This is a genomic window from Mycolicibacterium insubricum, from assembly GCF_010731615.1.
GTDB classification, from domain to species: domain Bacteria; phylum Actinomycetota; class Actinomycetes; order Mycobacteriales; family Mycobacteriaceae; genus Mycobacterium; species Mycobacterium insubricum.
Map to the genome: position 1 here is coordinate 4,204,353 of NZ_AP022618.1, position 25,373 is coordinate 4,229,725.

Here is a 25,373-nt window from a genome sequence, read left to right on the forward strand (position 1 = left end):
GGTTCACCTGGACGCCATCCGGCGTTTACCCGTGGGGGACTAGCCGGTCCGATACCAGTCACCTGTCAGCGAAAAACACTGGTTATCAGCGATCTTTCGTGCTCAGTGGCCGCCGTGGTGCGGCGGGCGGTTCTCCTGAATCCAGCGATCCCGGTCGCTTTCCTCCCGAGACGCGTCCGGATCACGCTCGTCCGCAGACTTCTCGGGGAGTTCGGACCCGAAAATCTTGTTAACTGCATTCCGGTCCCGACCAGCGAGTTCACTCACATTTCCTCCAGATATGTGACGAACATCACACTATATAGGGGTAGATTTTCGGCGCCGGAAAGCACCCTCTCAGCTAACCCACAGCGACGGCGGCGGCGCGGACGGGAGCAAACCCGAACCGCACCGCCGTCGTCACCTGCGAAAACTTAGAGCTCCAGGCTGGAGAGCTGCCCGATGACCTGCGCCGCGAGCGGCGTCAGAGTAGCCATCCCGTCACGCACGGCCGGCCGCGAACCCGCCAGGTTCACCACCAGGGTGCTGCCCGAGACGCCCGCCAGGCCCCGGGACAGGCCGGCGTCGGCCACGCCCGCCGACAGCCCGGAAGCGCGCAGCGCCTCGGAGATACCCAGCAGTTCGCGGTCCAGCACGTCCCGGGTCGCCTCCGGGGTGACGTCACGCGGGGTGACACCGGTACCACCGACCGAGACCACCAGGTCCACGCCGCCGATCACCGCGGTGTTGAGCGCGTTGCGGATCTCCACCTCGTCGGCGGCGACCACGATCACCGCGTCGACCAGAAGCCCGGCTTCGAGCAGCAATTCGGCCACCAAGGGGCCGCTGTGATCCTCTTCCCCATGCGCCGAACGGTCGTCGACGACGACCACCAACGCCCTACCGACCGAAGCTGCGGGCTGTTCCATGCGTGCAACGGTATATCCGGGCCCCGACAACGGCGCGACGAGGCCCACCCTCACTTGTCGGCCTTGTCCAGGGTGACCTTCACGGTCTGCGGCTTACCCTGCGCATTGACGTAGGTCAGCGTGACCTCGTCACCGGGTGCGCGCGAACGCACCGCAGCGACCAGCGCGTTCGACGTAGCGATCGGACGATCGTCGAGCTTGGTGATCACCACGCCCGACGGCAGCCCGGCCTTGTCGGCGGCGCTGCCGTGCACCACCTCGACGACCTTGGCGCCGCTGACGCTGCGGTCATTGCTGACCTGAACCCCAAGCGAGGCGTGCGAGGCGCTGCCGGTCGCGATGAGTTCGTCGGCGATCCGCTTGGCCTGATCCACCGGGATCGCGAAGCCCAGGCCGATCGACCCGCTCTGGCCGCCGTCCTGCCCGCCGGATCCCAGCGTCGCGATGGCCGAGTTCACCCCGACCAGCTCCCCGTTCATATTCACCAGCGCGCCACCGGAGTTGCCGGGGTTGATCGCCGCGTCGGTCTGGATGGCGTCGAGCACAGTGCTCTGGTTTCCGCTGTCGCCGGCGGTCGACACCGGACGGTTCAGCGAGCTGACGATACCGGTGGTGACGGTGCCCTCCAGACCGAGCGGGGAGCCGACGGCCACCACATTCTGGCCGACCCGCAGATCGGCCGACCGGCCGACCGCGATCGGCGTCAGGCCCGACACCCCCTGAGCGCGGATCACGGCGATGTCGCTGGCCGGATCGGCGCCGACGACGGTGAACGGCGCGGTACGGCCGTCGGAGAAGGTCACCGTGGTGGTCGGCTTGGCGCCGTCGGTGTCGATGTTGCCGGGGATGGAGACGACGTGGTTGTTGGTCAGAATCAGCCCGTCGGAGGTCAGGATGATCCCCGAACCCTCCTCGTTCGCCCGGCCAAGATCGGTCTCCAGCTTCACCACGCTGGGCACCACCTTCGCCGCGACCTGCTCGGTGGACCCCACCGGCGCGTTGGCGGCCGGCTGGGTGGGAGCCGCCGCACCGATCGTGTTGGCGACGGTGGTGGATTCGGCCATGCCGCCCGACGGCGCCGAGATCCGCGCGACGGTGCCGCCGATACCGGCGGAGAGCATCGAGAGTGCGACGGCGCCGACGACCAGCGCGCCGGTGCGTCCCCGTCGGCCACCGCCCTGGCGCTGGGTACCCGGGCGGACCGGCGGTGCGGGCGGCAGCTGCACGCCCGGGCGTGCGGCGCGGTTCGGGTCGTAGCCGGGCTCCTGGGTGGCGTAGCGCCAGTCGTAACCCGGCCGGGGATAGGCACCGGTATGCGGCGCACCGGCATAGGGCTGGGCAGAGCCCGGGCGGGGCGCGGCGGGCTGCTGCCCGGTGTACCGCGGATCGTTGGTCATGGACATCTGTACCGGTCCTTTACGTGGGAGGCGGCCGGAATCCAACCGGCCGCCTCTGACATGAACTTAGTTGGCCTCAATATGCCGCGGTGGACTGAGAGTCCACTGAGATAACACTCGGTTCTGTCGATGACTTCCGCGCGAACTTCCAGCGTTGCTCATTATCCCCGGACCGGTCCACCGAGCCGGGCATCTCCGGCCCCGGCGTGCCCGGCAGGACCAGGTGAAACGCCGCTCCCGGCGGAGTGCCGCCGGGCACCGTGTCCTCGATCCACAACGCGCCGCCGTGTTTGAGCACCACCTGCTGCACGATCGCCAGACCCAGCCCCGAGCCGGGCATCGCGCGCGCAGCATCCGAACGGTAGAACCGTTCGAAGACCAGCCTGCGCTCCTGCTCCGGAATACCCGGACCGTGGTCGGCGACCACCAACTCGGCCATCGAGGTGTCGGTGCGCCGCAGCACCACCTCCACCGGGCCGCCGGGCGGGCTCCACTTCGCGGCGTTGTCGAGCAGGTTGAGCACGGCCCGCGACAACCCGGCGGCGTCGCCGAACACGTGCCACGGGACGACCGAGACGACGAACTCGACGTCGCTGCGCCGGCGCCGGACACGCTCCAGGCACCGATCGATGACCTCGTTGAGGTCGACGACGTCGTGCACGACGGCTCCGGCGTCGTCGCGGGTCAGGTCGACCAGGTCGCCGACCAGGGTGGACAGTTCCTCGATCTGGCCCACCACATCTGCGCGCAGGCCGGCCATCTCCTGCTCCGGGATCGGCGGCGCGCCCGGTTGCTGGGCCGCGATCAGCAACTCCACGTTGGTGCGCAGCGAGGTCAGCGGGGTGCGCAGTTCGTGCCCGGCGTCGCTGACCAGCCGAGCTTGTCGTTCCCGTGATTCGGCCAGCGCCCGCAGCATCATGTTGAACGCCTCGGTCAGCCGGGCCAGCTCGTCACTGCCGAACACCGGGATGGGCCGCAGGTCGTCGGTGCGGGCCACCCGCTCGGCGGCCTCGGTGAGCCGACCCACCGGCCGCAGGCCGGTGCGGGTCACCGCGCCGCCGGCAATGGCGGCGATCACCACCCCGATGCCGCCGACCGCCAGCAGCACCCCGCGCAGCCGGTTCATCACCGCCTGCGTGGGTGCCAGGCTCTTCGACAGCAGCAGGCTGCTGCCATTGCTCAAGTGCACCGCGAGCACCCGCTGCTGACCGGCGGTGCGCCGGGACATGAACAGCTCGCCGCTGATCACCGATTTCTCCGGGGCGCCGATCGGCAGGGTCTGGCCCTCCTGATTGGCGGTGTAGATGGACCGGCCCGGGTTGATCAGCATGGCGTTGACGTCGGAGTAGGCGGTGCCCTCGATGGCCTTGCCCGGGTCGGCAGCCAGTGACCCGCTGGCGATCAGCAGCTGGGCGCGGCTCTGCAGCTGGGTGTCGATGTCGTCGTAGAGCGCCGCGGAGACCACCGCGTAGACGGCGAAGCTGATGAGGACGACGACCATCGCCACCATCGACATGGCCAGCAGCATGACCCGCGACCGCAGCGACAATGACGCGGTCGACGGCCTAGGCCGACCGATGAAACGACCCCCGGAGCCCCACCTGGTCACGGCGGCGTTTCACGCAGCACGTACCCCACCCCGCGGACGGTGTGGATGAGCCGCGGTTCGCCTTCCGCCTCGGTCTTGCGGCGCAGGTAGCCGACGTAGACCTCCAGGGCGTTGCCCGAGGTCGGGAAGTCGAAACCCCACACCTCTTCCAGGATCCGGCTGCGGGTGAGTACCCGGCGAGGATTGGCGATCAGCATCTCCAGCAGTGCGAACTCGGTGCGGGTCAGGCTGATGTGGCGATCCCCGCGGGTGACGTCACGGGTCACCGGGTCCAGGGTCAGGTCGGCGAAGGTCATCGCCGCGGAGTCGCCGCCGTCGTCGGGGGTGGTGCGGCGCAGCAGCGCCCGCATCCGTGCCAGCAGTTCCTCCAGCGCAAACGGTTTGGGCAGGTAGTCGTCGGCGCCGGCGTCGAGTCCGGCGACCCGCTCGGACACCGAATCGCGGGCGGTCAACACCAGGACGGGCAGGTCGTCACCGGTGCTGCGCAGCCGCCGGCATACCTCCAGGCCGTCCAGTCGCGGCATCATCACGTCGAGGATCACCGCGTCCGGGCGATCGTTGGTGATCACGTCGAGCGCCTCTACGCCGTCCTCGGCCAGCAGGACGTTGTAACCGTTGAAGGACAGGGATCGGCGCAGCGACTCACGCACCGCACGGTCGTCGTCGACGACAAGAATTCGCACGGGCATCAGTGTTATCGCACCACCTGAGAGCGCGCTGAGAGGCGCGCCGCATCGCGATAAGAGCGATTACGGTGCGCCGCGGGTTCTCGGGTCAGCGCTTGTCGAGGTCGACCAGGCCCAGGCGCGCGGCCTTGAGCAGCCGGCGCGGCACCTTGTGGGCGCGACCGGCGACGGTCACGCTGACCAGCGGCGTGGCCTCGGCCTTCCACTGCGCGCGACGCGAACGGGTGTTGGAACGCGACATCCGGCGTTTCGGCACAGCCATGACGTACATCTCCCTTGCTTCGAGGATCCGTCGGGCGGGATGAACGCACGCCAACGGCGACAGTTGTCCCCCACGATAGCCGGTGGAGTCGGCCCGCTCCAAAATCCCAGGCGTCGGGCGACCCGGCCGATGGCAATGCAACCCGCGGTACTGGATAACCGACCACCCGGTTGGTAGGTTCGGCGGAACGTACAACGATGGGCGGGAGAGTCTGTGACGGCGGTGCGGATCGGCAACTGCTCGGGTTTCTACGGCGACCGGCTCGCCGCCATGCGGGAAATGCTCACCGGCGGTGAGCTGGACTACCTCACCGGCGACTACCTGGCCGAACTCACCATGCTGATCCTCGGCCGGGACCGGATGAAGAACCCCGACCGCGGCTACGCCCGCACCTTCCTGCGCCAGCTGGAGGACTGCCTGGGCGAGGCGCAGGACCGAGGCGTGCGCATCGTCGCCAACGCCGGCGGCCTCAATCCCGCCGGTCTGGCCACCGCCATCGGCGACCTGTCCGACCGCCTGGGCCTGCGGGTCAACGTCGCCCACGTCGAGGGCGACGACCTGGTGGGCCGCGCGGACGACCTCGGGCTGGGCACTCCGCTGACCGCAAACGCCTATCTGGGTGCCTGGGGCATCGTCGACTGCCTCGACGCCGGCGCCGACGTCGTGGTGACCGGCCGGGTCACCGACGCCTCGGTGATCGTCGGGCCGGCCGCCGCGCATTTCGGTTGGGCGCGCGCCGACTACGACCGGCTGGCGGGAGCGGTGCTGGCCGGGCACGTCATCGAATGCGGCACCCAGGCCACCGGCGGCAACTTCGCGTTCTTCCGGGAGATCCCGGACCTCATCCACCCCGGTTTCCCACTGGCCGAGATCTTTGACGACGGCTCCTCGGTGATCACCAAGCATCCCGGTACCGGCGGCGCGGTCACCGTGGACACCGTCACCGCACAGCTGCTGTATGAGATCACCGGTGCCCGCTACGCCAACCCCGACGTCACCGCCCGGGTGGACAGCATCTGTGTCGACGCCGACGGCCCGGACCGGGTGCGCATCAGCGGGGCCGTCGGGGAACCGCCGCCCCCGACGCTGAAGGTCTCGCTCAACTCGATCGGCGGTTTCCGCAATTCGGTCACCTTCGTGCTCACCGGTCTCGATATCGAGGCCAAGGCCGATCTGCTGCAGCGCCAGCTCGCCGCGGCGATGACGGTGACTCCCGCCGAGCTGGACTGGACGCTGGCCCGCACCGATCACCCCGACGCCGATACCGAGGAGACTGCCAGCGCGCTGCTGCACTGCACGGTCCGCGACCCGGATCCGGCGAAGGTCGGGCGCGCCTTCACCGGCGCCGGCATCGAGCTCGCGCTGGCCAGCTATCCGGGTTTCCACGTCACCGCCCCGCCCGGCGAGGGACAGGTGTACGGCGCCTATGCGGCCGGGTACGTCGACGCGGCCGAGGTGCCGCACATCGCCGTGCACGCCGACGGCACCCGCATCGACATTGCACCGGCCGCTGAAACGCTGGTGCTGGCGGCGGCCGAGGAGCCGGAGCTGCCCGAGCCGCTGCCGGGCGGCCCCACCCGCCGGGTTCCGCTGGGCACCATCGCCGGCGGCCGCAGCGGCGACAAGGGCGGATCGGCCAACATCGGACTGTGGGTGCGCACCGAGGAGCAGTGGCGCTGGCTTGCGCACACCCTGACCGTGGAGAAGCTGCGCGAACTGCTGCCCGAAACCGCCGAACTGCCGGTCACCCGGCACGTGCTGCCGAATCTGCGGGCGGTCAACTTCGTCGTCGAAGACATCCTGGGCACCGGAGTGGCCGACAACGCCCGCTTCGACCCGCAGGCCAAAGGTCTCGCCGAATGGCTACGCGGCCGCTCCCTGGACGTCCCCGAGGAACTCCTATGAGGAAGAAGAGACTTCTGTGAGCATCTGGAACACCCCCGAGCGCGAGCAACTGCGTGCCACCGTGCGCGACTTCGCCGCGCGGGAGATCCTGCCGTACGCCGACGAGTGGGAGCGCGCAGGTGAGATCCCGCGGGATCTGCACCGCAAGGCCGGCGAGCTCGGCCTGCTGGGCGTGCAGTTCCCGGAGTCCGCCGGCGGTTCCGGCGGCGACGGCGCCGACGCCGTGATCGTGTGCGAGGAACTGCACCAATCCGGTGTTCCCGGTGGAACTTTCGCCTCGCTGTTCACCTGCGGCATCGCCGTTCCGCACATCATCGCCTCCGGCAACCGGGATCTCATCGAGCGGTTCGCGATCCCGGCGCTGCGCGGCGAGATGATCGGGTCGCTGGCCATCACCGAACCCCGCGGCGGCTCCGACGTCGGGCACCTAACCACTCGCGCCGAGCGCGACGGCGACCACTACGTGATCAACGGCGCCAAGACCTACATCACCTCGGGCGTGCGCGCGGACTTCGTCGTCACCGCCGCGCGCACCGGCGGCCCGGGGGCCGGCGGCGTCTCGCTGATCGTGGTGGAGAAGGGCACACCCGGCTTCGAGGTGACCCGCCGGCTCGACAAGATGGGCTGGCGCTCCAGCGATACCGCCGAACTGTCCTACTCCGACGTGCGCGTTCCGGTGGCCAACCTGGTCGGCGCGGAGAACAGCGGTTTCTTCCAGATCGCGGCGGCGTTCGTCTCCGAACGGATCGGCCTTGCCGCCCAGGCGTATTCAAGCGCCCAGCGCTGCCTGGACCTGACCGTGGCGTGGTGCCGGGACCGAGAGACCTTCGGCCGCCCGCTGATCACCCGCCAGGCCGTGCAGAACACCCTCTCGGAGATGGCCCGCCGTATCGACGTAGCCCGGGTCTACTCCCACGCTCTGGTGGAGCGCCAGCTCGCCGGCGAGACCGACCTGATCGCCGAGGTGTGCTTCGCCAAGAACACCGCCGTGGAGTCCGGCGAGTGGGTGGCCAACCAGGCGGTCCAGCTGTTCGGCGGCATGGGCTACATGACCGAATGCGAAGTGGAGCGCCAGTACCGCGATATGCGCATCATCGGGATCGGCGGCGGCACCAACGAGATCCTGACCAGCCTGGCCGCCAAACTGCTGGGCTTCCAGGGCTGATCCGGCCGAACTTCCTGATCCGGGAAAGGACATCATGTGACCACGCTGACCTCCGCCCTTGATACCGGCTCGGCCGGCTATCGCGAGGCCGCCGAGTCGACCACCGCCAAACTCGCCGAACTCGATACCGAGCTGGCCAAGGCGCTGGCCGGCGGTGGCGAGAAGTACGTGAGCCGGCACCGCTCACGCGGCAAGATGACCGCCCGGGAACGCATCGAGGCCCTCGTCGACGCGGACTCGCCGTTCCTGGAACTGTGCGCGCTGGCCGCCTACGGCAGCGATTTCCAGGTCGGGGCCTCGGTGATCGTCGGCATCGGCGCCGTCGAGGGCGTCGACTGCCTGATCGTCGCCAACGATCCCACCGTCAAGGGCGGCACCAGCAACCCGTGGACGCTGCGCAAGACGTTGCGCGCCAACCAGATCGCATGCGAGAACCGGCTGCCGGTGGTCTCCCTGGTGGAATCCGGTGGCGCCGATCTGCCCACCCAGAAGGAGATCTTCATCCCCGGCGGGCAGATGTTCCGGGATCTGACCCGGCTGTCGGCCGCCGGAATCCCCACCGTCTCACTGGTGTTCGGTAACTCCACGGCCGGCGGCGCCTACATCCCCGGGATGAGCGATCACGTCGTGATGATCAAGGAACGGTCCAAGGTGTTCCTGGCCGGGCCGCCGCTGGTCAAGATGGCCACCGGCGAGGAGTCCGACGACGAAGCCCTGGGCGGCGCCGAAATGCACGCGCGCACCTCGGGTCTGGCCGACTACCTGGCCGTCGACGAACTCGATGCCATCCGCATCGGCCGGCGCGTGGTGGCCCGCCTCAACTGGACCAAGCAGGGACCCGCGCCCCGCCCGTACGCCGAACCGCGCTTCGACGCCGAGGAATTGATCGGCATCGTCGGTGCCGATCTGCGCATCCCCTTCGACCCGCGCGAGGTCATCGCCCGGATCGCCGACGACTCCGATTTCGACGAGTTCAAGCCGCTCTACGGCAGCTCGCTGGTCACCGGTTGGGCGTCGGTGCACGGCTATCCGGTCGGGATCCTTGCCAACGCCCGCGGCGTGCTGTTCTCCGAGGAGTCCCAAAAGGCCACCCAGTTCATCCAATTGGCCAATCGGTCGGACACTCCCCTGTTGTTCCTGCACAACACCACCGGCTACATGGTGGGCCGGGAATACGAGGAGGGCGGGATGATCAAGCACGGATCGATGATGATCAACGCCGTCTCCAACTCGACCGTGCCGCACATCTCGCTGCTGATCGGCGCCTCCTACGGCGCCGGGCACTACGGGATGTGCGGACGTGCCTACGACCCGCGGTTCCTGTTCGCCTGGCCGTCGGCAAAGTCCGCGGTGATGGGCGGCGCGCAGCTGGCCGGTGTGCTGTCGATCGTCAGCCGCGCCGCCGCCGAGGCCCGCGGCCAGGCGTTCAACGAGGAGGCCGACGCGGCGTTGCGCGCGGCCGTCGAGGCCCAGATCGAGGCCGAGTCACTTCCGATGTTCCTGTCCGGGCGGCTCTACGACGACGGGGTGATCGACCCCCGCGACACCCGAACGGTACTGGGAATGTGCCTGTCCGCCATCGCCAGTGGCCCGATCGAGGGGACGTCGAACTTCGGCGTCTTCCGGATGTAGGGGAACGCGCATGAGCATCACCAAGGTTCTGGTCGCCAACCGCGGGGAGATCGCCCGCCGGGTGTTCCACACCTGTCGCCGCCTCGGTCTGGGCACCGTCGCGGTCTACACCGATCCCGACGCCGAGGCGCCGCACGTCGCCGAGGCCGACGCCCGGGTGCGCCTCGACGACATCCGCGGCTACCTCGACATCGACGTCATCATCGACGCCGCCCGGGTGTCCGGTGCCGACGCCATCCACCCCGGCTACGGATTCCTTTCCGAGAACGCCGAATTCGCCGCGGCGGTGATCGCCGCCGGGCTGACCTGGATCGGCCCGCCGGTGGCGGCGGTCACCGCGATGGGTTCCAAGATCGAGTCCAAGAAGTTGATGGACGCCGCCGGCGTTCCGGTGCTGGCCGAGCTCGACCCGTCCACCGTCACCGCTGACGCGCTGCCGGTGCTGGTCAAGGCATCGGCCGGTGGTGGCGGTCGCGGGATGCGTGTGGTGACCGAACTGTCGGCGCTGGCCGACGAGGTCGCCGCTGCCGGACGTGAAGCCGCGACGGCGTTCGGCGATCCGACGGTGTTCTGCGAGCGCTATCTGCCCACCGGCCACCACATCGAGGTACAGGTGCTCGCCGACGCGCACGGCACCGTGTGGGCCGTCGGTGAGCGGGAATGCTCCATCCAGCGCCGGCACCAGAAGATCATCGAGGAGGCGCCCGCACCGCTGGTCGAACGCGTCGCGGGCATGCGCGAGCGGCTGTTCGACGCCGCGCGGCTGGCGGCCACCGCGATCGGCTACACCGGTGCAGGCACCGTGGAGTTCCTCGCCGACGACAACGGGGACTTCTTCTTCCTGGAGATGAACACCCGGCTGCAGGTCGAGCACCCGGTCACCGAGGCGACCACCGGCCTGGACCTGGTGGAGTTGCAGATCGCCGTCGCCGACGGGGACCGGCTGCCCGCTCAGCCGCCCGCCTCGACCGGCCATGCCATCGAGGTCCGGCTCTACGCCGAGGATCCGGCCCGCAACTGGCTGCCGCAGACCGGCACCGTGGAACACTTCGACGTGCCCAACACCGAGACCGAATTCGACAACCCGCGCCGTGCGGGCATTCGGCTGGACAGCGGGATCGTCACCGGTTCGACGGTCTCGGTCCACTACGACCCGATGTTGGCGAAGGTCATCGCGGTGGCACCGACCCGGCGGGCGGCCGCCGCGATGCTGTCCGCCGCACTGGCGCGCACCCGGCTGCACGGGGTGCGCACCAACCGGGACCTGCTGGTCAACGTCCTGCGACATCCGGCCTTCCTCGCCGGCGACACCGACACCGCGTTCTTCGACACCCACGGCCTGGCCGCTCTGGCCGCACCGCTGCTGGACGAGGCGAGCGTCCGGCTCTGCGCCGTCGCCGCCACCCTGGCCGCCGTCGAACACAACCGCGTCACCGCCACCGCGTTTCCCGGCATCCGCGCCGGCTGGCGCAACGTGGTCTCCGGCGACCAGCACAAGGTGTTCCGGGCCGAGCCGGAGGAGACCGAATACCGGGTCGCCTACCGGTACACCCGCGACGGTGTGCTGCTGCCCGAGGACGAGGGAGTGCGCGTCGTCGCCGCCGGCCCGGACCGCGTGGTCCTGGCCGTCGAGAACGGTGGTTCGGCAGCCGAGGCGGTCTACACCGTCGCCCGCCACGGTGACCGCGTGTTCGTCGACACCGCCCCCGGCGGTGTGGAATTCGTCGCCGTCCCCCGCTTCGTCGAACCGGGCTCGACGGTGGCACCCGGCTCCTTGGTCGCCCCGATGCCCGGCATGGTGATCCGCGTCGCCGCCGCGCTCGGGGACACCGTGACGGCGGGCCAGCCGCTGCTGGTGCTGGAGGCCATGAAGATGGAACACACCCTGGCCGCCCCCAACGACGGGGTGCTCGCCGAGCTGAACGTGACCGCGGGCCAGCAGGTCGACGTCGGCACGGTCCTCGCCCTGGTCACTGAACCCGAGAACTGAAAACCCCGAAACCCACAGGAGAAACCCCATGACCGACACCGGATTCATCGAGAACGAGGAGCGCCGCGCGCTGCGCCAGGCCGTCGCCGACTTCGCCGGCGGCTACGGCCCGGAGTACTACCTGGAGAAGGCCCGCGCCGGGCAGCACACCTCCGAATTGTGGAACGAGGCCGGCAAGCTCGGCTTCCTCGGGGTGAACCTGCCCGAGGAGTACGGCGGCGGCGGGGCCGGCATGTACGAACTGTCACTGGTGATGGAGGAGATGTCGGCGGCCGGGTGCGGCCTGCTGATGATGGTGGTCTCCCCCGCCATCAACGGCACCATCATCTCCAAGTTCGGCACCGAGGAGCAGAAGCGGCGCTGGATCCCGGGCATCGCCGACGGGTCGATCACCATGGCGTTCGCCATCACCGAACCCGACGCCGGGTCCAACTCGCACCGGATCACCACCACCGCGCGCCGCGACGGCAGCGACTGGATCCTCTCGGGCCAGAAGGTGTTCATCTCCGGCGTCGACCAGGCGCAGGCGATCCTGGTGGTCGGCCGCACAGAGGAGGCCAAGACCGGCAACCTCAAACCGGCGCTGTTCGTCGTCCCGATCGACACCCCGGGAATGAGCTGGACCAAGATCGACATGGAACTGGTCAGCCCGGAGTCGCAGTTCCAGCTGTTCTTCGACGAGGTGCGCCTGCCCGCCGACGCGCTGGTCGGCGCCGAAGACGCCGCCATCGCCCAGCTGTTCGCCGGGCTGAACCCGGAGCGGATCATGGGTTCGGCCAGTGCCGTCGGCCTGGGCCGGCTGGCCGTGAACAAGGCGTCGGACTACATGAAGACCCGCCAGGTGTGGAAGCAGCCGATCGGTACCCATCAGGGCCTGGCGCACCCGCTGGCCGCCATCCACATCGAGCTTGAGATGGCCAAGCTCATGATGCAGAAGGCCGCGGCCCTGTACGACTCCGGTGACGACTGGGGCGCCGCCGAGGCCGCCAACATGGCCAAGTACGCCGCCGGCGAGGCATCGGTGCGCGCAGTCGACCAGTCCGTGCAGTGTCACGGCGGCAACGGCCTGACCGTCGAATACGGCGTCGCCTCGATGGTGACGGTGTCGCGGCTGGCCCGGATCGCGCCGATCAGCCGCGAGATGATCCTGAACTTCGTCGCGCAGACCTCGCTGGGTCTGCCCCGGTCGTACTGATGGATCAGCTCGTCGAGTACAGCGTCACCGACCGGGTGGCGCGGCTGACGCTGAACTCGCCGCACAACCGCAACGCGCTGTCCACCACGCTGGTCACCCAGCTGCGCGGGCGCCTCGACGATGCCGCGGCCGACCCCTCGGTGCGCATGGTGGTGCTGACCCACGCCGGACGGACGTTCTGCGCCGGAGCCGACCTGTCGGAGGTGTCGGGCGCGTCCCCAGAGGAGATGGCGGCCGGCCGGGCCGCCGAGATGACGGCGGTGCTGCGAGCCATCCTGGAGTGCCCGCGGCCGGTGATCGGAGTGGTCGACGGGCACGTGCGGGCCGGTGGGATGGGCCTGATCGGCGCGTGCGACCTGGTGCTGGCCGGCCCGAACTCCACCTTCGGCCTGACCGAAGCGAGGATCGGGGTGGCGCCGGCGATGATCTCGCTGACCCTGCTGCCGAAGCTCTCCCCGCGGGCGGCCGGCCGCTACTTCCTGACCGGGGAGACGTTCGACGCGGCCACCGCCGTCGAGATCGGTCTGGTCACGGTGGCCGCCGGCACCGCCGAGGACCTCAACGCCGCGCTGTCGGGCTTCGTCGAGGATCTCCGCAAGGGCTCCCCGCAGGGGCTGGCGGCCTCGAAGGCGCTGACGACGGCACCGATCCTGGCCGTCTTCGACCGGGATGCGCATCGGCTGGCCACCGAGTCGGCGCGGCTGTTCACCACCGCCGAGGCGCACGAGGGGATGCTGGCCTTCCTGCAGAAACGCCCGCCGGAATGGGCGCTGCCGGCGGGTGACTAGGCCGACGCCGGCTCGCGGAGCTTTTGGGATGACATCGATTCGCCACCCGCGTCGTCTATGCGGTGGCGGCCATTCGTCGTAGGCTCTGAGGGCGATGAGTGAGTCAGCCCGGAAGAACGCGCCGCCGCGCGCGGATGATACCGATCGGATTCAGCTCGCCCAGTTGCTGACCGATGCGGCTGCGACGGGCCGGCTGGATCTCGGTGAGTACGAGGACCGACTGGCGCGTGCGTACTCGGCCACCACCTACGCCGAGCTGGACCGGCTGACCGCCGACCTGCCCGAGATCGCCAATACCCGCCGCGGCGCCTGCAAGCCGGCGCCGTCGACGACACTGCTGGGGATCATGAGCGGTTTCGAGCGGCGCGGTCGTTGGAACGTGCCGCGGAAACTGACCATGTTCTCGCTGTGGGGTGGCGGGGTGGTGGACCTGCGGTATGCCGACTTCACCTCGCCCGACGTGGAGATCAAGGCCTACTCGATCATGGGCGGCCAGACCATCCTGCTGCCACCGGAGGTCAACGTCACCGTCGACGGCGCCAGCGTGATGGGCGCATTCGAGGATCACACCGCCGGCGAGGGGACACCGGGCGCGCCGGTGGTGACGGTCCGCGGCTTCTCGCTGTGGGGCGGTGTCACCGTCCGCCGCAAGAAACGACGTCGTCAGACGCCGAACGAGATCAGCTGACTACTCGCCCTTCGATTCTTGCTTCTTGGCCTTCTTGCCATAGGACTTACCGGCGCCGTCGTTCTTGGGCTTGGCGTCCTGCTGCCCGCCGTCGTCCTTCTTGACAGTCTGCTTCTGGGACCCGCCGCTGAGTGCATTGGAGATCCGCTCGCCGGCCTTCTGCAGACCACCCGTGATGCGGTTCGTGGTGTCTTGCATCCGCTGACCGAGGTTGGCACCCGAGGCCTTCTTCTGACCGGGGGCCTTCTTGGCGGTTGACGGGCCCGAACCGACGCCGTCGTTCACGGTGAGGTTCTGCTCGCTCAGTTGGTCCTTGGCCGCGGTGGCGCCGACCGGGTGCTCGGCATCTTCTCCGGCAACGGCGACAGTGGGCGCGGCCGCGCCGACGACCGGCGTGATGAGATTGCCCTTCGTAGCAACGTCGGGCGTTACCGAGGGCTCCGTGGCGGCCGCCGGCGGGGTGACCTCAGCCGCAGGCTGGGCCGCCGGGAGAGCTGCCAACGCAAGCTTCTTGTCGACAACCTTGCCCGGGACGAGGGTTTGAGCCTCTGTACTGGCCACCGCGAACGATTGCGTCAGCTTGGCGTCTTTCTGGTCGGCGGCTCCGAGGTCTTCGTTGCCGCCGATTTCACCATTCGACGGGTTGACACCGCGAGTGGTGTCGCCGACGAGCGATGCGACCTCGGTCTTCGGGGCGCCGACCTTCGCCAGCTGGTCCACCAATGATCCGACGGGCGTGCCCAGGACGTCGATGCCCAGGGTGTTCGACACCTGCTGCAGGACCTTCTTGATCACCACCGCCGTGGCGGCAAACGTCCCGTGGTTGCCCTGTTCATCTTCAAAGAACAGAGTGTTGAGGACGTCGCCCAAGTCCGTGCTCACCAGATCGGCTGCGGACACTGCCAAAAGCATAGGAATCACGCCCGGCTGCAGTAATAGATCACCGATGCCGTCCCCGAGGGAATTTCCAGCCAGGTAAACCGCATCCAGAGGGTTCAGCAGGTAATGCGCGACGGCGGCCTGCGGCGTGTCCGGGCCGCCGGTCAGTTCGCTGAACCCGACCTCCAGTCCAGCCTGAGGTCCAGCCCAGAAGTACCAGTCATCGGCTTCCACACCTGAGCCGAGCGCTTTGTCCACCAAGTAGTAGGCCGCCGCAAATGGACTGCCGATTTCAACATTCGCCGGGTAATCCGGATCAGGTTCAAACACGGTGCCCGTATAACCGTTGGACAACGCGTCCAGGAATCCCTGCAGCGTGATGTCCGACAACGACGTCATCCGGTAGCCGACGTGCACGTTTTCCAGCGGCTTGGAACCCGGGGCCGCCTCGACCTGGCCGCTGCCCGGCGCGAACAGCGACGGCCCGGCGGCCACGATGGCCGCTGCGGACACCAGCGCGACACCCGCCGACAAGATGGGCTTGCGTGGCATGCGAGTTCCCCCGGTCCGTGTCTCAGCCGTCTGCCATCGGTTTCAATCGAGAAGGCGAGGCCTTTTTCAGGTTCATCTTAGGTGGTCGGACCGACAATGTGCCACCTCGCCCCTATCGCCCGGCGGTAGGCTCGGTGTAGCCGCAAAACCGTCCCGATCGGCCATTCCGTCCCACCGAGCCGCCCCTACCGACGACCGGAGTCACATGTCCCCCACCATCAGCAGCGTCTCGGTGCTCGGCGCCGGGGTGCTGGGTTCCCAGATCGCCTTCCAGACCGCGATCAAGGGCTTCCCCGTCACCGTCTACGACATCAACGACGACGCGCTGACGACCGCCCGGAGCCGCTTCGACAAGCTCGCCGCAACCTACGTGAAGTCGGTGGCCGGGGTCGACGCCGACGCGGCCAAGGCGGCGCTGGACCGGCTCACCCTGACCACCGACCTGGCCGCGGCCGCCCAGTCTGACCTGGTCGTCGAGGCGGTGCCGGAGATCCTGGACCTCAAGCGGGAAACCTACGAGAAGCTCGACAAGCTGGCACCGGCGAAAACCATCTTTGCCAGCAACTCCTCGACGCTGCTGCCCAGTGACCTCAAAGACTTCACCGGCCGCCCGGACAGGTTCCTGAACCTGCACTTCGCCAACATGATCTGGCTGCACAACACCGCCGAGGTGATGGGTTCCCCGGACACCGACCCGAAGGTCTACGCCGAGGTCGTCGCATTCGCCAAGGCCATCGGCATGGTCCCGATCGAGCTGCACAAGGAGAAGGCCGGCTACGTGCTGAACTCACTGCTGGTGCCGTTCCTGCGGGCCGGCATGGAACTGGTCGCCGGCGGCTACGCCGACCCGGGCGATGTCGACGAGACCTGGCGGGTCGGCACCGGCGCACCGGCCGGGCCCTGTCAGATCTGGGACGTCGTCGGCATGCGCACCGGCTACAACATCATGGCCGCCGGCACCGACGAGGAGAAGCAGCTCGCCGCCTGGCTGAAGAAGAACTACATCGACCAGGGCAAGCTCGGCCTGGAGTCCGGCGAGGGCTTCTACAAGTACACCTGAGCTGCAAACAGTTCAGCGGCGGCGGCGCGAGGTCAGGTAGTCGCCGACGACGGCGGCACCCAGGCCGTCGAGGTCGGGATCGATGACCCGGCCGCCCACCCGTCGGGCGATCTGGTCGATGAACCGCGCCAGCCCGGGATCGTCGCCGAGGCGGAAGATGGTGATCTGCGCGCCGAGGCGGGCGACCTCGTCGAACGCCCGGACGGTCAGCCCGATGGTCCGCGGGTGCGGCGGATACCCGAAGAACGCCTCGGCGCCGTCACCGAAATCCTCCAGGTGCGCGGTCGGCTCACCGTCGGTGACGATCAGCACCACCGGCGCGGCGTTGGGGTGCCGGCGCAGGTGCCGGGCGGCCAGCAGCAGCGCGTGATGCAGGTTGGTGCCCTGCTCGTAGGCGGCCTCCAGCCCGGTCAGTTCGGCGGTGGTCAGCGTGCGGGCCTGCCGGCCGAACGCGATCACCTGGAGCTCGTCGGAGCGGAACCGGGTGCTGATCAGGTGGTTGAGCGCCAGCGCGGTGCGCTTCATCGGCACCCAGCGGTCCTCCATCACCATGGAGAACGAGGTGTCCACAAGCAGCGCGACGGCGGCCTGGGTGCGGGTCTCGGTCTCGGACACCTCGACGTCGTCGACGGTCAGGCGCAACGGGCCGTCCTCACCGGTACCGGCGCGGCGCAGCACCGCGTTGGTCAGACTGCGGGTGACGTTCCAGGGCTCGGTGTCGCCGAACTCCCACGCCCGGGTCGCGCCGGTCAGCTCACCGGCGGCACCGGCGCGACGGGTGTTGCGTTCCCCGTGTCGCGCGGACAGCCGCTCGGCGACGTCGCGCAGCGCGGCCTTGCCCAACTGCCGCATGGCCTTCGGCGACAGCCGCCAGTTGCCGTCGGAACCGCGGTCCAGAAAGCCCTGGTCCATCAGAGAGCGCTCCAGTTCGGCCAGCGCGCGGGCGTCGACGGCGGCCTCGTCGCCGAGCTGGCGGGCCAGCATGTCCAGGTCCACGTCCTCCATCGAGGCCCCGGCGTAGCCCTGGGACAGTTGCTCGGCGAGCTCTTCCAGTTCGCCGATGTCGGCCATCACCTGGGTGGCCTCCGACATGCCGAGCGGGTCGTTGCCGGAGAACTGCTGCTCGCCGGTCCAGTCCTCACCGGGCCGGGCGGCCTGCAGGTGCGAGTCGAGCCGGTTCAGGGCGTCCATCAGCTCCGGGGAACCGAAGGCCTGCTGTGCCAGGGCGTCGAGTTCGGCGCGCTGCTCGGCCGAGAGGCTGTTGCGGAAACGCTGGGCGGCCGCGGCGCGTTTGGCCAGCGAGTCCAGCAGTTCGTCGATGTTCTGCGGGTTTTCCGGGAAGTGCTGGCCGTGCTTGGCCATGAAGTCGTCGAAGTCGTCGTCGGTGTCCTCGCCGCGGGCGTGCTTGTCGAGCAGTTCATTGAGGTCGTCGAGCATCTGTTTGACGGCGGCACGGTCCTCGTCGGTGGCGTTTTCGAGTGCTTCCTTCATGCCCTCGAACCGCTGGCCGAGCATCTCCGCGCCGAGCAGATCCTTGATCTGCTGGTACTTTTCACGGGCCTCGGCGCTGCGCCAGTCGTAGCCGGACAGTTCCTGCACAGCCTTGGCCGGGGACGACGGCAACGCCTCCAGCTGCAGCTCGGAGAACCGGGCGTCGTCGTCGAGCGCCCGGGCGAGTTCCTTGCGTTCGGCCAGCACCGCCTCGTCGAGCAGGCGCTTGACGTCGGCGAGGGTGCCGTCGAGGTTGTGATCGCGTAGCAGTTCCCGGCGTTTGCGGTTGGCCTCGGCGGCCAGCCGGTCGGTGCCTTTGAGGTCTTTCATGCCGCGGCGCAGCAGTTCGGACAGGGCGCGCCGGGGTGAGGCGCCGGCCATCACGTCCTCGCCGATGTGCTCCAGTGCCTCGCGCAGGTCGATCGGCGGGGCGAGCGGGTCCGGCCCGCCGCTGTAGCGGGAGTACCGGGTCAGCCGGCGGCTTGTGCTCATGGGCCGCACTCCTCATCCCTCATGCGCCGTACTCCTCACCGCTTCATCGTCGTCCGGCCATCACCCATAGACCGTTTCGCCCTCGCCGGTGGTCTTGTCGATCCGCTTGGCCAGATACAGTGCCTCCAAAGCCAATTCGGCGGCCGAGGCCCGTCGCGCCGGGCTGTCGGCGCCGAGGCGTTCGGCAACGTCATCGAGCACCGCGAGCTCCGGCAGCGAGGCCAGGACGTCGACGACGGACACCCGCTCGCCGGTGGTCACCGGGGAACCCGCCTCGATCGCGACCACCAGCGGCCCGACGTCCAGGCCGCCGAGCGCGCGGGCGGCGGTGTCGGCGGTGGCCCGTCGCAGCAGGTGTTCGAGCACCGCCTGCTCTCGGCCCTCCTCGCCGGATTCGAATTCCAGCTTGCCGCGCAGCACGTCGATGATGGTGGACAGATCCACCACCCGGGCCACCGGTTCGTCCTCACCGAGAAGGGCCGCGCGGTGGCGCGCGGACGCGGCGACGGTCTCGGCGGCGGCGATGGCGAATCGGGCCGACACCCCGGAGCGCTGGTCGATGGAGGTGGATTCCCGCAGCAGCCGGGCGAATCGGGCGATGATCGCCAACAGGTATTCGGGCACCTCGGCGCTCAGGTGCGCCTCCTGTGCGATGACGCCGACCTCGGCGTCGAGTTCGGCCGGGTAATGGGTGCGGATCTCGGCGCCGAAGCGGTCCTTGAGCGGGGTGATGATCCGGCCGCGGTTGGTGTAGTCCTCCGGGTTGGCCGAGGCCACCACCAGCACGTCCAGCGGCAGCCGCAGGGTGTAGCCGCGGATCTGGATGTCGCGCTCCTCCATCACGTTGAGCATCGACACCTGGATGCGTTCGGCCAGGTCGGGCAGCTCGTTGACGGCGACGATGCCGCGGTGCGCGCGCGGGATCAGCCCGTAGGCGATGGTCTCCGGGTCGCCCAGGCTGCGGCCCTCGGCGACCTTGATCGGGTCGATGTCGCCGACGAGGTCGGCCACGGAGGTGTCGGGGGTGGCCAGCTTCTCGGTGTAGCGCTGGCTGCGGTGGCGCCATTCGATCGGCAGGTCGTCGCCGGATTCGGCGGCCCGGCGTTTCGACTCGGGGGTGATCGGGTCATAGGGGTGCTCGCCGAGTTCGGAGCCGGCGATCACCGGGGTCCACTCGTCGAGCAGGTTGATCAGCGAGCGCAGCAGCCGGGTCTTGCCCTGGCCGCGTTCGCCGAGCAGCACCACGTCGTGCCCGGCGATCAGGGCGCGCTCCAGCTGCGGCAGGACGGTGTCGTCGAAGCCGAGGATCCCCGGCCAGATGGTCTCGGCGGTGTCGCCGGCGGCCAGCGCGGCCAGCAGGTTGTCCCGGATCTCCTCCTTGACGCTTTTCTCGCGGTGTCCGGATGCGCGCAGTTCGCCCACGGTGCGGGCCAAGCCGTTCGGTGCAGTCACCTCTCCAAGTTACGACGTACCCGCCGCGGGGTCCTGCGCTCCCCCGAGTTGGGGGGTCATATGGCACGTAACTGGTCCGTCAACCGACCCGACGGGGTTGAAAGACCACTTAGGAACGCGGGTGCCCGCCATGCATTCCGTCGACCTGCGGTTTTGCCGGGCGCCGCCGGCACGCGGTGTACGTAAGTGGTCGGTCAACCCGCGCGGCGGGGTTGAAAGACCAGTTGCGTGCACCCGAAGCGGGCCGACGCCACCACCGGCTGGTGCAGACTGCGGCCGGCCGGCGCACACCCGGTCAGGTCACGTAGTCGTTGTGCACGACGGGCCAGGGCTCGGGCAGGTCGGTGCGGCCCAGCATCTCCAGCAGGTTGATCTCGATGGTCCGGCTGATCTGGTCCAGCGGGGTGCCGAACATGGTGGGGGCGAACGGGTTCAGCAGCGTCATCCCGATGCCCTGGGTCACCAGGAACACGTAACCCACCACGAACGCCAGCAAGATACCGACCACACCGACGGAGGTGGACAGCACGACGGTGAGGCAGGCGATGAACACCCACACGAACACCCGGGTGTAGTAGTTGTACGTCGGCGGGAAGACGGTGTTTCGGATCCGCTCGGACTTGCCCATCTCGTCGCAGAGCCTGACGATCCGCTCGTCGAGCGCGAGGAACTTGAACCCGTCGATCCTCCCGCCCACCCGCAGCATCTCCAGATCTCGGCTCTGCCAATCCAAAAGCGCGTTGTGCATATTGCGCTTGGCACGCAGCGCGGCGAACTCGTCGTCGGATAGATAGCCGGCGGCCTCGTACTCGAACCGTGCTTCGGGGTATCCGCGCAGACTGGCCTTCAGCGCGTAGACGAAAGCGATGTGGCGGAGCACCATCCGTTCAGCGTGTCCGTCATCGCCGCCGATGTGATACACGCAGTCCCTGGCCCAGGACCGCGATTCGTTGGTCAGTGCACCCCACACCGTGCGCGCCTCCCACCACCGGTCGTAGGCCTGACTATTGGTGAAACCGATGAAGAACGCCAGCGCGGTGCCGAGCAGCGTCGGGATCACCGGCGGAAAGGTCAAGTCGCTGCTGGCCAGGTACTTGTCGGCAAAGAACGTCCCGACGGTGATACCGGCGGCCAGCAGCAGTTCGTGCCACGTGCCGCCGACCACCATCCGTACCGGGATGCGCTTGCGGATCAGCATCAGTGGGCGAAGTGCCGGGCCCCGGTGAGATACAGGGCGATGCCCGCCGCCGCGGCGGCCGCGGTGACCTCGTCGTCGCGGACAGATCCGCCCGGATGCACGATCGCCCGCACACCCGCCGAGGTGAGGGTTTCCAGCCCGTCGGGGAACGGGAAGAACGCGTCGGAGGCCGCGACCGCACCCGACACCCGGTCCCCGGCCCGCTCCACCGCCAACCGGGCCGCGTCGACCCGGTTGACCTGGCCCATACCCACACCGACGGTGGCGCCGTCAGCCGCGATCACGATGGCGTTGGACTTCACCGCCCGGCAGGCCCGCCAGGCGAACACCAGATCGGCCAGCGTCTTCGGGTCGGCCGGGTCACCGGTGGCCAGGGTCCAGTTTGCCGGGTCGTCGCCGTCGGCGTCGAGCACGTCGCGGGTCTGCACCAGCAATCCACCGCTGATCTGGCGGAACTCCGCTCCCCCCTCCATCGGCTCGGCGGCGACCAGGATGCGGATGTTCTTCTTGCCGGACAGGATCTCGACGGCACCGGGCTCGTAGGCCGGCGCGACGATCACCTCGGTGAAGATGCCGGCGACGGTTTCGGCCATCTCGACGCTGACCGTGGTGTTGGTGGCGATCACCCCGCCGAACGCACTGAGCGGATCGCACTCGTGGGCCTTGCGGTGCGCGTCGGCGACCGAAACGTCGGAAACGGCGATGCCGCACGGGTTGGCGTGCTTGATGATCGCCACGCAGATGTCTTCATGGTCAAACGCCGCGCGCCAGGCGGCGTCGGCGTCGGTGAAGTTGTTGTAGGACATCTCTTTTCCGTGCAGCTGCTCGGCCTGGGCCAGGCCCGGCCAGCCGGCGTTGTCGGCGTACAGCGCCGCGCGCTGGTGCGGGTTCTCGCCGTAGCGCAGCTGCGCGGTGCGCCGCCAGGCGCCGGCGAACCACTGCGGCAGCGCTTCGTCGGCACCAGTTTCGGGTGCCAGCACGGTGCCCATCCAGGACGCCACCGCGACGTCGTACTCGGCGGTGTGCCGGAATGCCAGGGCGGCAAGGCGTTTGCGTTCCTCCAGGCTGAATCCGCCGGTGCGCACCGCGGCCAGCACCCCGTCGTAGCCGAGCGGGTCCACCACGACGGCGACGGTCGGGTGGTTCTTCGCCGCCGCGCGCACCATCGACGGGCCGCCGATGTCGATCTGCTCGACGCATTCGTCGGGCGCGGCACCGGATTCCACGGTCTGGGAGAACGGGTACAGGTTGACGACCACCAGGTCGAAGGTCTGCACACCCAGTTCCTCGAGGGCGGCCACGTGTTCGGCCCTGCGGGTGTCGGCCAGCAGTCCGGCGTGGATCTTGGGGTGCAGGGTCTTCACCCGGCCGTCGAGCACCTCCGGGAAGCCGGTCACCTCCTCTACCGGAGTGACCGGGATGCCGTGATCGGCAATGGTTTTCGCGGTCGAACCGGTGGAGACCAGGCTGACGCCGGCGTCGTGCAGACCGCGAGCCAGGTCCACCAGCCCGGTCTTGTCGTAGACGCTGATCAACGCCCGGCGGATCGCTCGTTTGGCAGTCATCGGTACTCCTTATCGGTTTTCCTGGCCGGGCCCGCCCGATGCCGCGTGCGCGGCGCCGATCCGGGCGTGCCGTCCGTTGCAACTCATGCCGCCACGACCGATCGCGGCGATCACATCCACCAGCAGTCGCCGCTCGACGGTCTTGATCCGTTCGTGCAGCGACGCCTCGTCGTCGTCATCGCCGACGGCGACCCCCTCCTGCGCCAGGATCGGGCCGGTGTCCACTCCGGCGTCGACCAGGTGCACGGTCGCGCCGGTGAGCTTGACCCCGTAGGCCAGGGCATCGGCGACGGCGTGCGCTCCGGGGAACGACGGCAGCAGCGCGGGGTGGGTGTTGATGGCTCGGCCGCCGAAGCACTCCAGGAACGCCGGGCCGAGGATCTTCATGAAACCCGCCGACACCACCAGATCCGGCGCGTGCGCGGTGGTCGCGGCGGTCAGCGCAGCGTCCCAGTCCGCGCGCTCGGCATAGTCGCCCAGCGCGACGGTGAACACCGGCAGCCCCGCCGCAGCGGCGATCGCGCCGGCCGGGCAATCCCGGTCGACGCCGACGGCCACCACCTGAGCCGGGTAGTCGTCGGTCGCGGCGGCCAGCAGCGACCGCAGCAGCGAACCCGTGCCGGAGGCCAGCACCACCAGCCGCAGCCGCGGGGGCTCGGGGTCAGCGGTGGGTTTCGGCACGCGAGCAGCTTAATCGGATAGAGCGCACTGTCCCGTGGGAGGGGATGCGGCGTCGCCCGCCGGTGGTCACCGTCCGTCGTCGGCGTCGAAGAGATCCTCGGGATCGGGCAGGTCGTCGAAGCCACCGGACCGAGGCGGCGGGGGCGGCGGAGCTGCCCGGGGTGGTGACATCGGCGGCGCGGGCGGCGGTGCGTCGGGGCCGATGTCGAGCAGGTCCTCGGCATCGGGGAGGTCGTCGTAGCGAGCCGGACTCTCGAAAGGTTCGGCGGGCCATTCGGCCCCGGGGTCGGTATCGGCGTCGATGCCCGATACCGGCGGTTCGGCCGGATGTGCCCGACGGCGGGTCCAGCGTGGCCGGCGGATCCGGCGGGCCGGTTTCTCCGCCGGCTCGGGCCCGAGCCGCAGCACCGGGGGCTGCTCGCGGGGGTCGACGTCGGTGGCCGGCTCACCGGGCAGCTCGCCGATCGGGCCGGTGGCCGGGCTGGCGAACGCCGCGGTGTCGGCGTCGGGATCGTCGAAGCCCTCGTCGAAGTCGTCGTCGTAGTACTCGCCGTAGGCCTCGTCGTCCTCGACGGGCCCGCCGTCGTCGAACTCCTCGGTCTCCTCGACGTCGGCCGCGCCGACGCGTACCGGCTTGGGCGCCCGGGTCAGGCCGCCGGCCATCGCGACGGTGACCGCGCCGACGGCGGTGAACCACAGGAAGACCGCCGGGCCGAAGGTCGCCTGGTCCACCCCGATCTCCCCGAAGTTGCCGAGTTGACCGCCGGCCAACTGGGCCACCGAGGCGGCCAGCAGCGCGGCCAGCAGCGCGGCGCAGCCCAACTGGGTGGCGGCCGGGCCCAGCGGCAGCGGCCGTCGCGCGCACTGCTGACCGACGGCGACACCGGCTGCGGCGGCGATGATCAGCCAGGCGACCCACACCGGTCCCAGCGGCGGGGTGGGCGCGGCGGCCAGGATCGGCAACGCGGGGACGTCACCGCCGATCACGGTGAACGCCGAGAACACGGTGAATCCGATGTGCACGCTGGAGCCCACCGCGATGGCGCACATGCCGACGATCACGTTGGGGATGTAGAGGATCGCCAGCAGTGTCAGGCTGAACTGACCGAAGATCGAGTCGGTGACGCCGTAGGCGGTGTGCATGGAGCCCCAGTGCACCACCAGCGACAGCGCGGTCACCACGCCGCACAGCGCGAACAGTGCGAGCAGCCCGGCGATGGCGGCGCGCACCGAGGTGAAGACCCACGCGGGCAGGCCCGCCGCCGTCAGTGCCCGGACACCCACCCGCGAGCCCACGCCGATGACGGCACCGGCCGCGTGCACCGTCAGCACCAGACCGAAGGCCGGCAGCGCGGCCGGGGTCTGCAGCGCGGTGATCACCGAGGACGCGTCGTGGATGACGGCCAGCGCCACCGCGGCGATCAGCAGCGGACCGCCCAGCGCGCAGGCGATCACCCAGCGGATGACGAACCACGAGGCGTTGACCGGCGTGGCCGCCGCGGTGGTCCGCGCGGTGCCCCACACCATCAACGCCGCGGGCAAAAGCGGCATGACGCCGAGCATCCGCCCGTCGATGGTGATCGGGACCTGGTGAACACCGAGCCAGATGCTGGCAATCGAGCCGAAGGCGCCGGTCATGTCGCTGTTGGCGATGAGCAGTTGCAGCAGCACCAACGCCGCGATGATGACCAGCGCAACGAGTGCGGGGGCGAAGGCGACCCGGACCAAATCCCGGGCCTGCCCCGCCCCCGCTACGCGGTTATCCGCCATTCACACCC

The 25,373-nt window shown here is 69.3% G+C and carries 20 protein-coding genes; 8 read left to right on the forward strand and 12 right to left on the reverse strand.

What is annotated here, in order from left to right:
- Positions 1 to 413: 413 nt before the first annotated feature.
- From G6N16_RS19760 to rpmF, 5 genes are all read right to left on the reverse strand, one after another.
- Positions 414 to 908, reverse strand: coding sequence for a MogA/MoaB family molybdenum cofactor biosynthesis protein (locus tag G6N16_RS19760; protein ID WP_083029407.1), 495 nt, complete (start codon positions 906 to 908; stop codon positions 414 to 416).
- A gap of 50 nt (positions 909 to 958) precedes the next feature.
- Entirely contained in the window at positions 959 to 2,305 is a 1,347-nt protein-coding gene (locus G6N16_RS19765) for a S1C family serine protease (protein WP_083029434.1), read from the reverse strand.
- Positions 2,306 to 2,381: 76 nt separating this feature from the next.
- Positions 2,382 to 3,833 carry a HAMP domain-containing sensor histidine kinase gene (locus G6N16_RS19770; protein ID WP_083029435.1) on the reverse strand — a complete coding sequence of 484 codons (1,452 nt, stop codon included), beginning with the start codon at positions 3,831 to 3,833 and terminating at the stop codon, positions 2,382 to 2,384.
- A 77-nt stretch (positions 3,834 to 3,910) separates the two neighbouring features.
- Positions 3,911 to 4,597, reverse strand: a complete 687-nt coding sequence (locus tag G6N16_RS19775) for a response regulator transcription factor (RefSeq protein ID WP_163787983.1) — start codon at positions 4,595 to 4,597, stop codon at positions 3,911 to 3,913.
- A 91-nt stretch (positions 4,598 to 4,688) separates the two neighbouring features.
- Positions 4,689 to 4,862 carry a 50S ribosomal protein L32 gene (gene rpmF / locus G6N16_RS19780; RefSeq protein ID WP_083029436.1) on the reverse strand — a complete coding sequence of 58 codons (174 nt, stop codon included), beginning with the start codon at positions 4,860 to 4,862 and terminating at the stop codon, positions 4,689 to 4,691.
- Between the two features lie 222 nt (positions 4,863 to 5,084).
- Between rpmF and G6N16_RS19785 the strand changes: the two genes are divergently transcribed.
- From G6N16_RS19785 to G6N16_RS19815, 7 genes are all read left to right on the forward strand, one after another.
- Positions 5,085 to 6,767, forward strand: coding sequence for an acyclic terpene utilization AtuA family protein (locus G6N16_RS19785; RefSeq protein WP_083029437.1), 1,683 nt, complete (start codon positions 5,085 to 5,087; stop codon positions 6,765 to 6,767).
- Positions 6,768 to 6,783: 16 nt separating this feature from the next.
- Positions 6,784 to 7,932: an acyl-CoA dehydrogenase family protein gene (locus G6N16_RS19790; protein ID WP_083029409.1), complete on the forward strand. Its 1,149-nt coding sequence runs from the start codon at positions 6,784 to 6,786 to the stop codon at positions 7,930 to 7,932.
- A 36-nt stretch (positions 7,933 to 7,968) separates the two neighbouring features.
- Complete coding sequence (locus tag G6N16_RS19795) at positions 7,969 to 9,564, forward strand: acyl-CoA carboxylase subunit beta (protein ID WP_083029410.1); 1,596 nt, start codon at positions 7,969 to 7,971, stop codon at positions 9,562 to 9,564.
- A gap of 10 nt (positions 9,565 to 9,574) precedes the next feature.
- A complete protein-coding gene (locus G6N16_RS19800) occupies positions 9,575 to 11,554 on the forward strand; it encodes an acetyl/propionyl/methylcrotonyl-CoA carboxylase subunit alpha (protein WP_083029411.1) in 1,980 nt (659 codons plus the stop codon).
- 28 nt (positions 11,555 to 11,582) lie between these two features.
- Positions 11,583 to 12,749, forward strand: coding sequence for an acyl-CoA dehydrogenase family protein (locus tag G6N16_RS19805; RefSeq protein WP_083029412.1), 1,167 nt, complete (start codon positions 11,583 to 11,585; stop codon positions 12,747 to 12,749).
- On the forward strand, positions 12,749 to 13,537 hold the full coding sequence (locus tag G6N16_RS19810; protein WP_083029413.1) for an enoyl-CoA hydratase family protein: 789 nt from the start codon (positions 12,749 to 12,751) through the stop codon (positions 13,535 to 13,537). Before G6N16_RS19805 ends, G6N16_RS19810 begins: the two co-directional genes overlap by 1 nt.
- Positions 13,538 to 13,631: 94 nt before the next feature.
- The gene (locus tag G6N16_RS19815) at positions 13,632 to 14,225 is read left to right on the forward strand and encodes a DUF1707 SHOCT-like domain-containing protein (RefSeq protein WP_083029414.1); all 594 of its coding nucleotides are present in this window, start codon (positions 13,632 to 13,634) and stop codon (positions 14,223 to 14,225) included.
- Here G6N16_RS19815 and G6N16_RS19820 read toward each other — a convergent pair whose 3' ends face one another.
- A complete protein-coding gene (locus tag G6N16_RS19820; RefSeq protein ID WP_083029415.1) occupies positions 14,226 to 15,656 on the reverse strand; it encodes a metallophosphoesterase family protein in 1,431 nt (476 codons plus the stop codon).
- Positions 15,657 to 15,861: 205 nt separating this feature from the next.
- Between G6N16_RS19820 and G6N16_RS19825 the strand changes: the two genes are divergently transcribed.
- Positions 15,862 to 16,716, forward strand: a complete 855-nt coding sequence (locus G6N16_RS19825; protein ID WP_083029416.1) for a 3-hydroxyacyl-CoA dehydrogenase — start codon at positions 15,862 to 15,864, stop codon at positions 16,714 to 16,716.
- Positions 16,717 to 16,728: 12 nt separating this feature from the next.
- On the opposite strand, the gene G6N16_RS19830 is transcribed toward G6N16_RS19825, so the two are convergent.
- From G6N16_RS19830 to G6N16_RS19855, 6 genes are all read right to left on the reverse strand, one after another.
- Positions 16,729 to 18,699 carry a vWA domain-containing protein gene (locus G6N16_RS19830; protein ID WP_083029417.1) on the reverse strand — a complete coding sequence of 657 codons (1,971 nt, stop codon included), beginning with the start codon at positions 18,697 to 18,699 and terminating at the stop codon, positions 16,729 to 16,731.
- A gap of 60 nt (positions 18,700 to 18,759) precedes the next feature.
- Positions 18,760 to 20,151, reverse strand: coding sequence for a sigma 54-interacting transcriptional regulator (locus tag G6N16_RS19835; protein ID WP_083029418.1), 1,392 nt, complete (start codon positions 20,149 to 20,151; stop codon positions 18,760 to 18,762).
- Positions 20,152 to 20,446: 295 nt separating this feature from the next.
- Positions 20,447 to 21,349, reverse strand: a complete 903-nt coding sequence (locus G6N16_RS19840) for a bestrophin family protein (protein WP_234806042.1) — start codon at positions 21,347 to 21,349, stop codon at positions 20,447 to 20,449.
- Positions 21,349 to 22,914, reverse strand: coding sequence for a bifunctional phosphoribosylaminoimidazolecarboxamide formyltransferase/IMP cyclohydrolase (purH, locus tag G6N16_RS19845; RefSeq protein WP_083033795.1), 1,566 nt, complete (start codon positions 22,912 to 22,914; stop codon positions 21,349 to 21,351). The genes G6N16_RS19840 and purH overlap by 1 nt, the downstream gene beginning before the upstream one ends.
- Before the next feature lie 9 nt (positions 22,915 to 22,923).
- Positions 22,924 to 23,595, reverse strand: a complete 672-nt coding sequence (purN, locus tag G6N16_RS19850; RefSeq protein ID WP_179961221.1) for a phosphoribosylglycinamide formyltransferase — start codon at positions 23,593 to 23,595, stop codon at positions 22,924 to 22,926.
- A 66-nt stretch (positions 23,596 to 23,661) separates the two neighbouring features.
- Complete coding sequence (locus G6N16_RS19855) at positions 23,662 to 25,365, reverse strand: cell division protein PerM (protein ID WP_179961222.1); 1,704 nt, start codon at positions 25,363 to 25,365, stop codon at positions 23,662 to 23,664.
- Between the last annotated feature and the right edge of the window lie 8 nt (positions 25,366 to 25,373).

Coding starts and splice junctions, on each gene's coding strand:
- G6N16_RS19840 (WP_234806042.1), bottom strand. CDS start 21,349: ATGCTGATCCGCAAGCGCATCCCGGTACGGATGGTGGTCGGCGGCACG.
- G6N16_RS19830 (WP_083029417.1), bottom strand. CDS start 18,699: ATGAGCACAAGCCGCCGGCTGACCCGGTACTCCCGCTACAGCGGCGGG.
- G6N16_RS19770 (WP_083029435.1), bottom strand. CDS start 3,833: ATGCTGCTGGCCATGTCGATGGTGGCGATGGTCGTCGTCCTCATCAGC.
- G6N16_RS19855 (WP_179961222.1), bottom strand. CDS start 25,365: ATGGCGGATAACCGCGTAGCGGGGGCGGGGCAGGCCCGGGATTTGGTC.
- G6N16_RS19820 (WP_083029415.1), bottom strand. CDS start 15,656: ATGCCACGCAAGCCCATCTTGTCGGCGGGTGTCGCGCTGGTGTCCGCA.
- G6N16_RS19765 (WP_083029434.1), bottom strand. CDS start 2,305: ATGACCAACGATCCGCGGTACACCGGGCAGCAGCCCGCCGCGCCCCGC.
- G6N16_RS19800 (WP_083029411.1), top strand. CDS start 9,575: ATGAGCATCACCAAGGTTCTGGTCGCCAACCGCGGGGAGATCGCCCGC.
- G6N16_RS19805 (WP_083029412.1), top strand. CDS start 11,583: ATGACCGACACCGGATTCATCGAGAACGAGGAGCGCCGCGCGCTGCGC.
- purH (WP_083033795.1), bottom strand. CDS start 22,914: ATGACTGCCAAACGAGCGATCCGCCGGGCGTTGATCAGCGTCTACGAC.
- rpmF (WP_083029436.1), bottom strand. CDS start 4,862: ATGGCTGTGCCGAAACGCCGGATGTCGCGTTCCAACACCCGTTCGCGT.
- G6N16_RS19815 (WP_083029414.1), top strand. CDS start 13,632: ATGAGTGAGTCAGCCCGGAAGAACGCGCCGCCGCGCGCGGATGATACC.
- G6N16_RS19810 (WP_083029413.1), top strand. CDS start 12,749: ATGGATCAGCTCGTCGAGTACAGCGTCACCGACCGGGTGGCGCGGCTG.
- G6N16_RS19825 (WP_083029416.1), top strand. CDS start 15,862: ATGTCCCCCACCATCAGCAGCGTCTCGGTGCTCGGCGCCGGGGTGCTG.
- G6N16_RS19760 (WP_083029407.1), bottom strand. CDS start 908: ATGGAACAGCCCGCAGCTTCGGTCGGTAGGGCGTTGGTGGTCGTCGTC.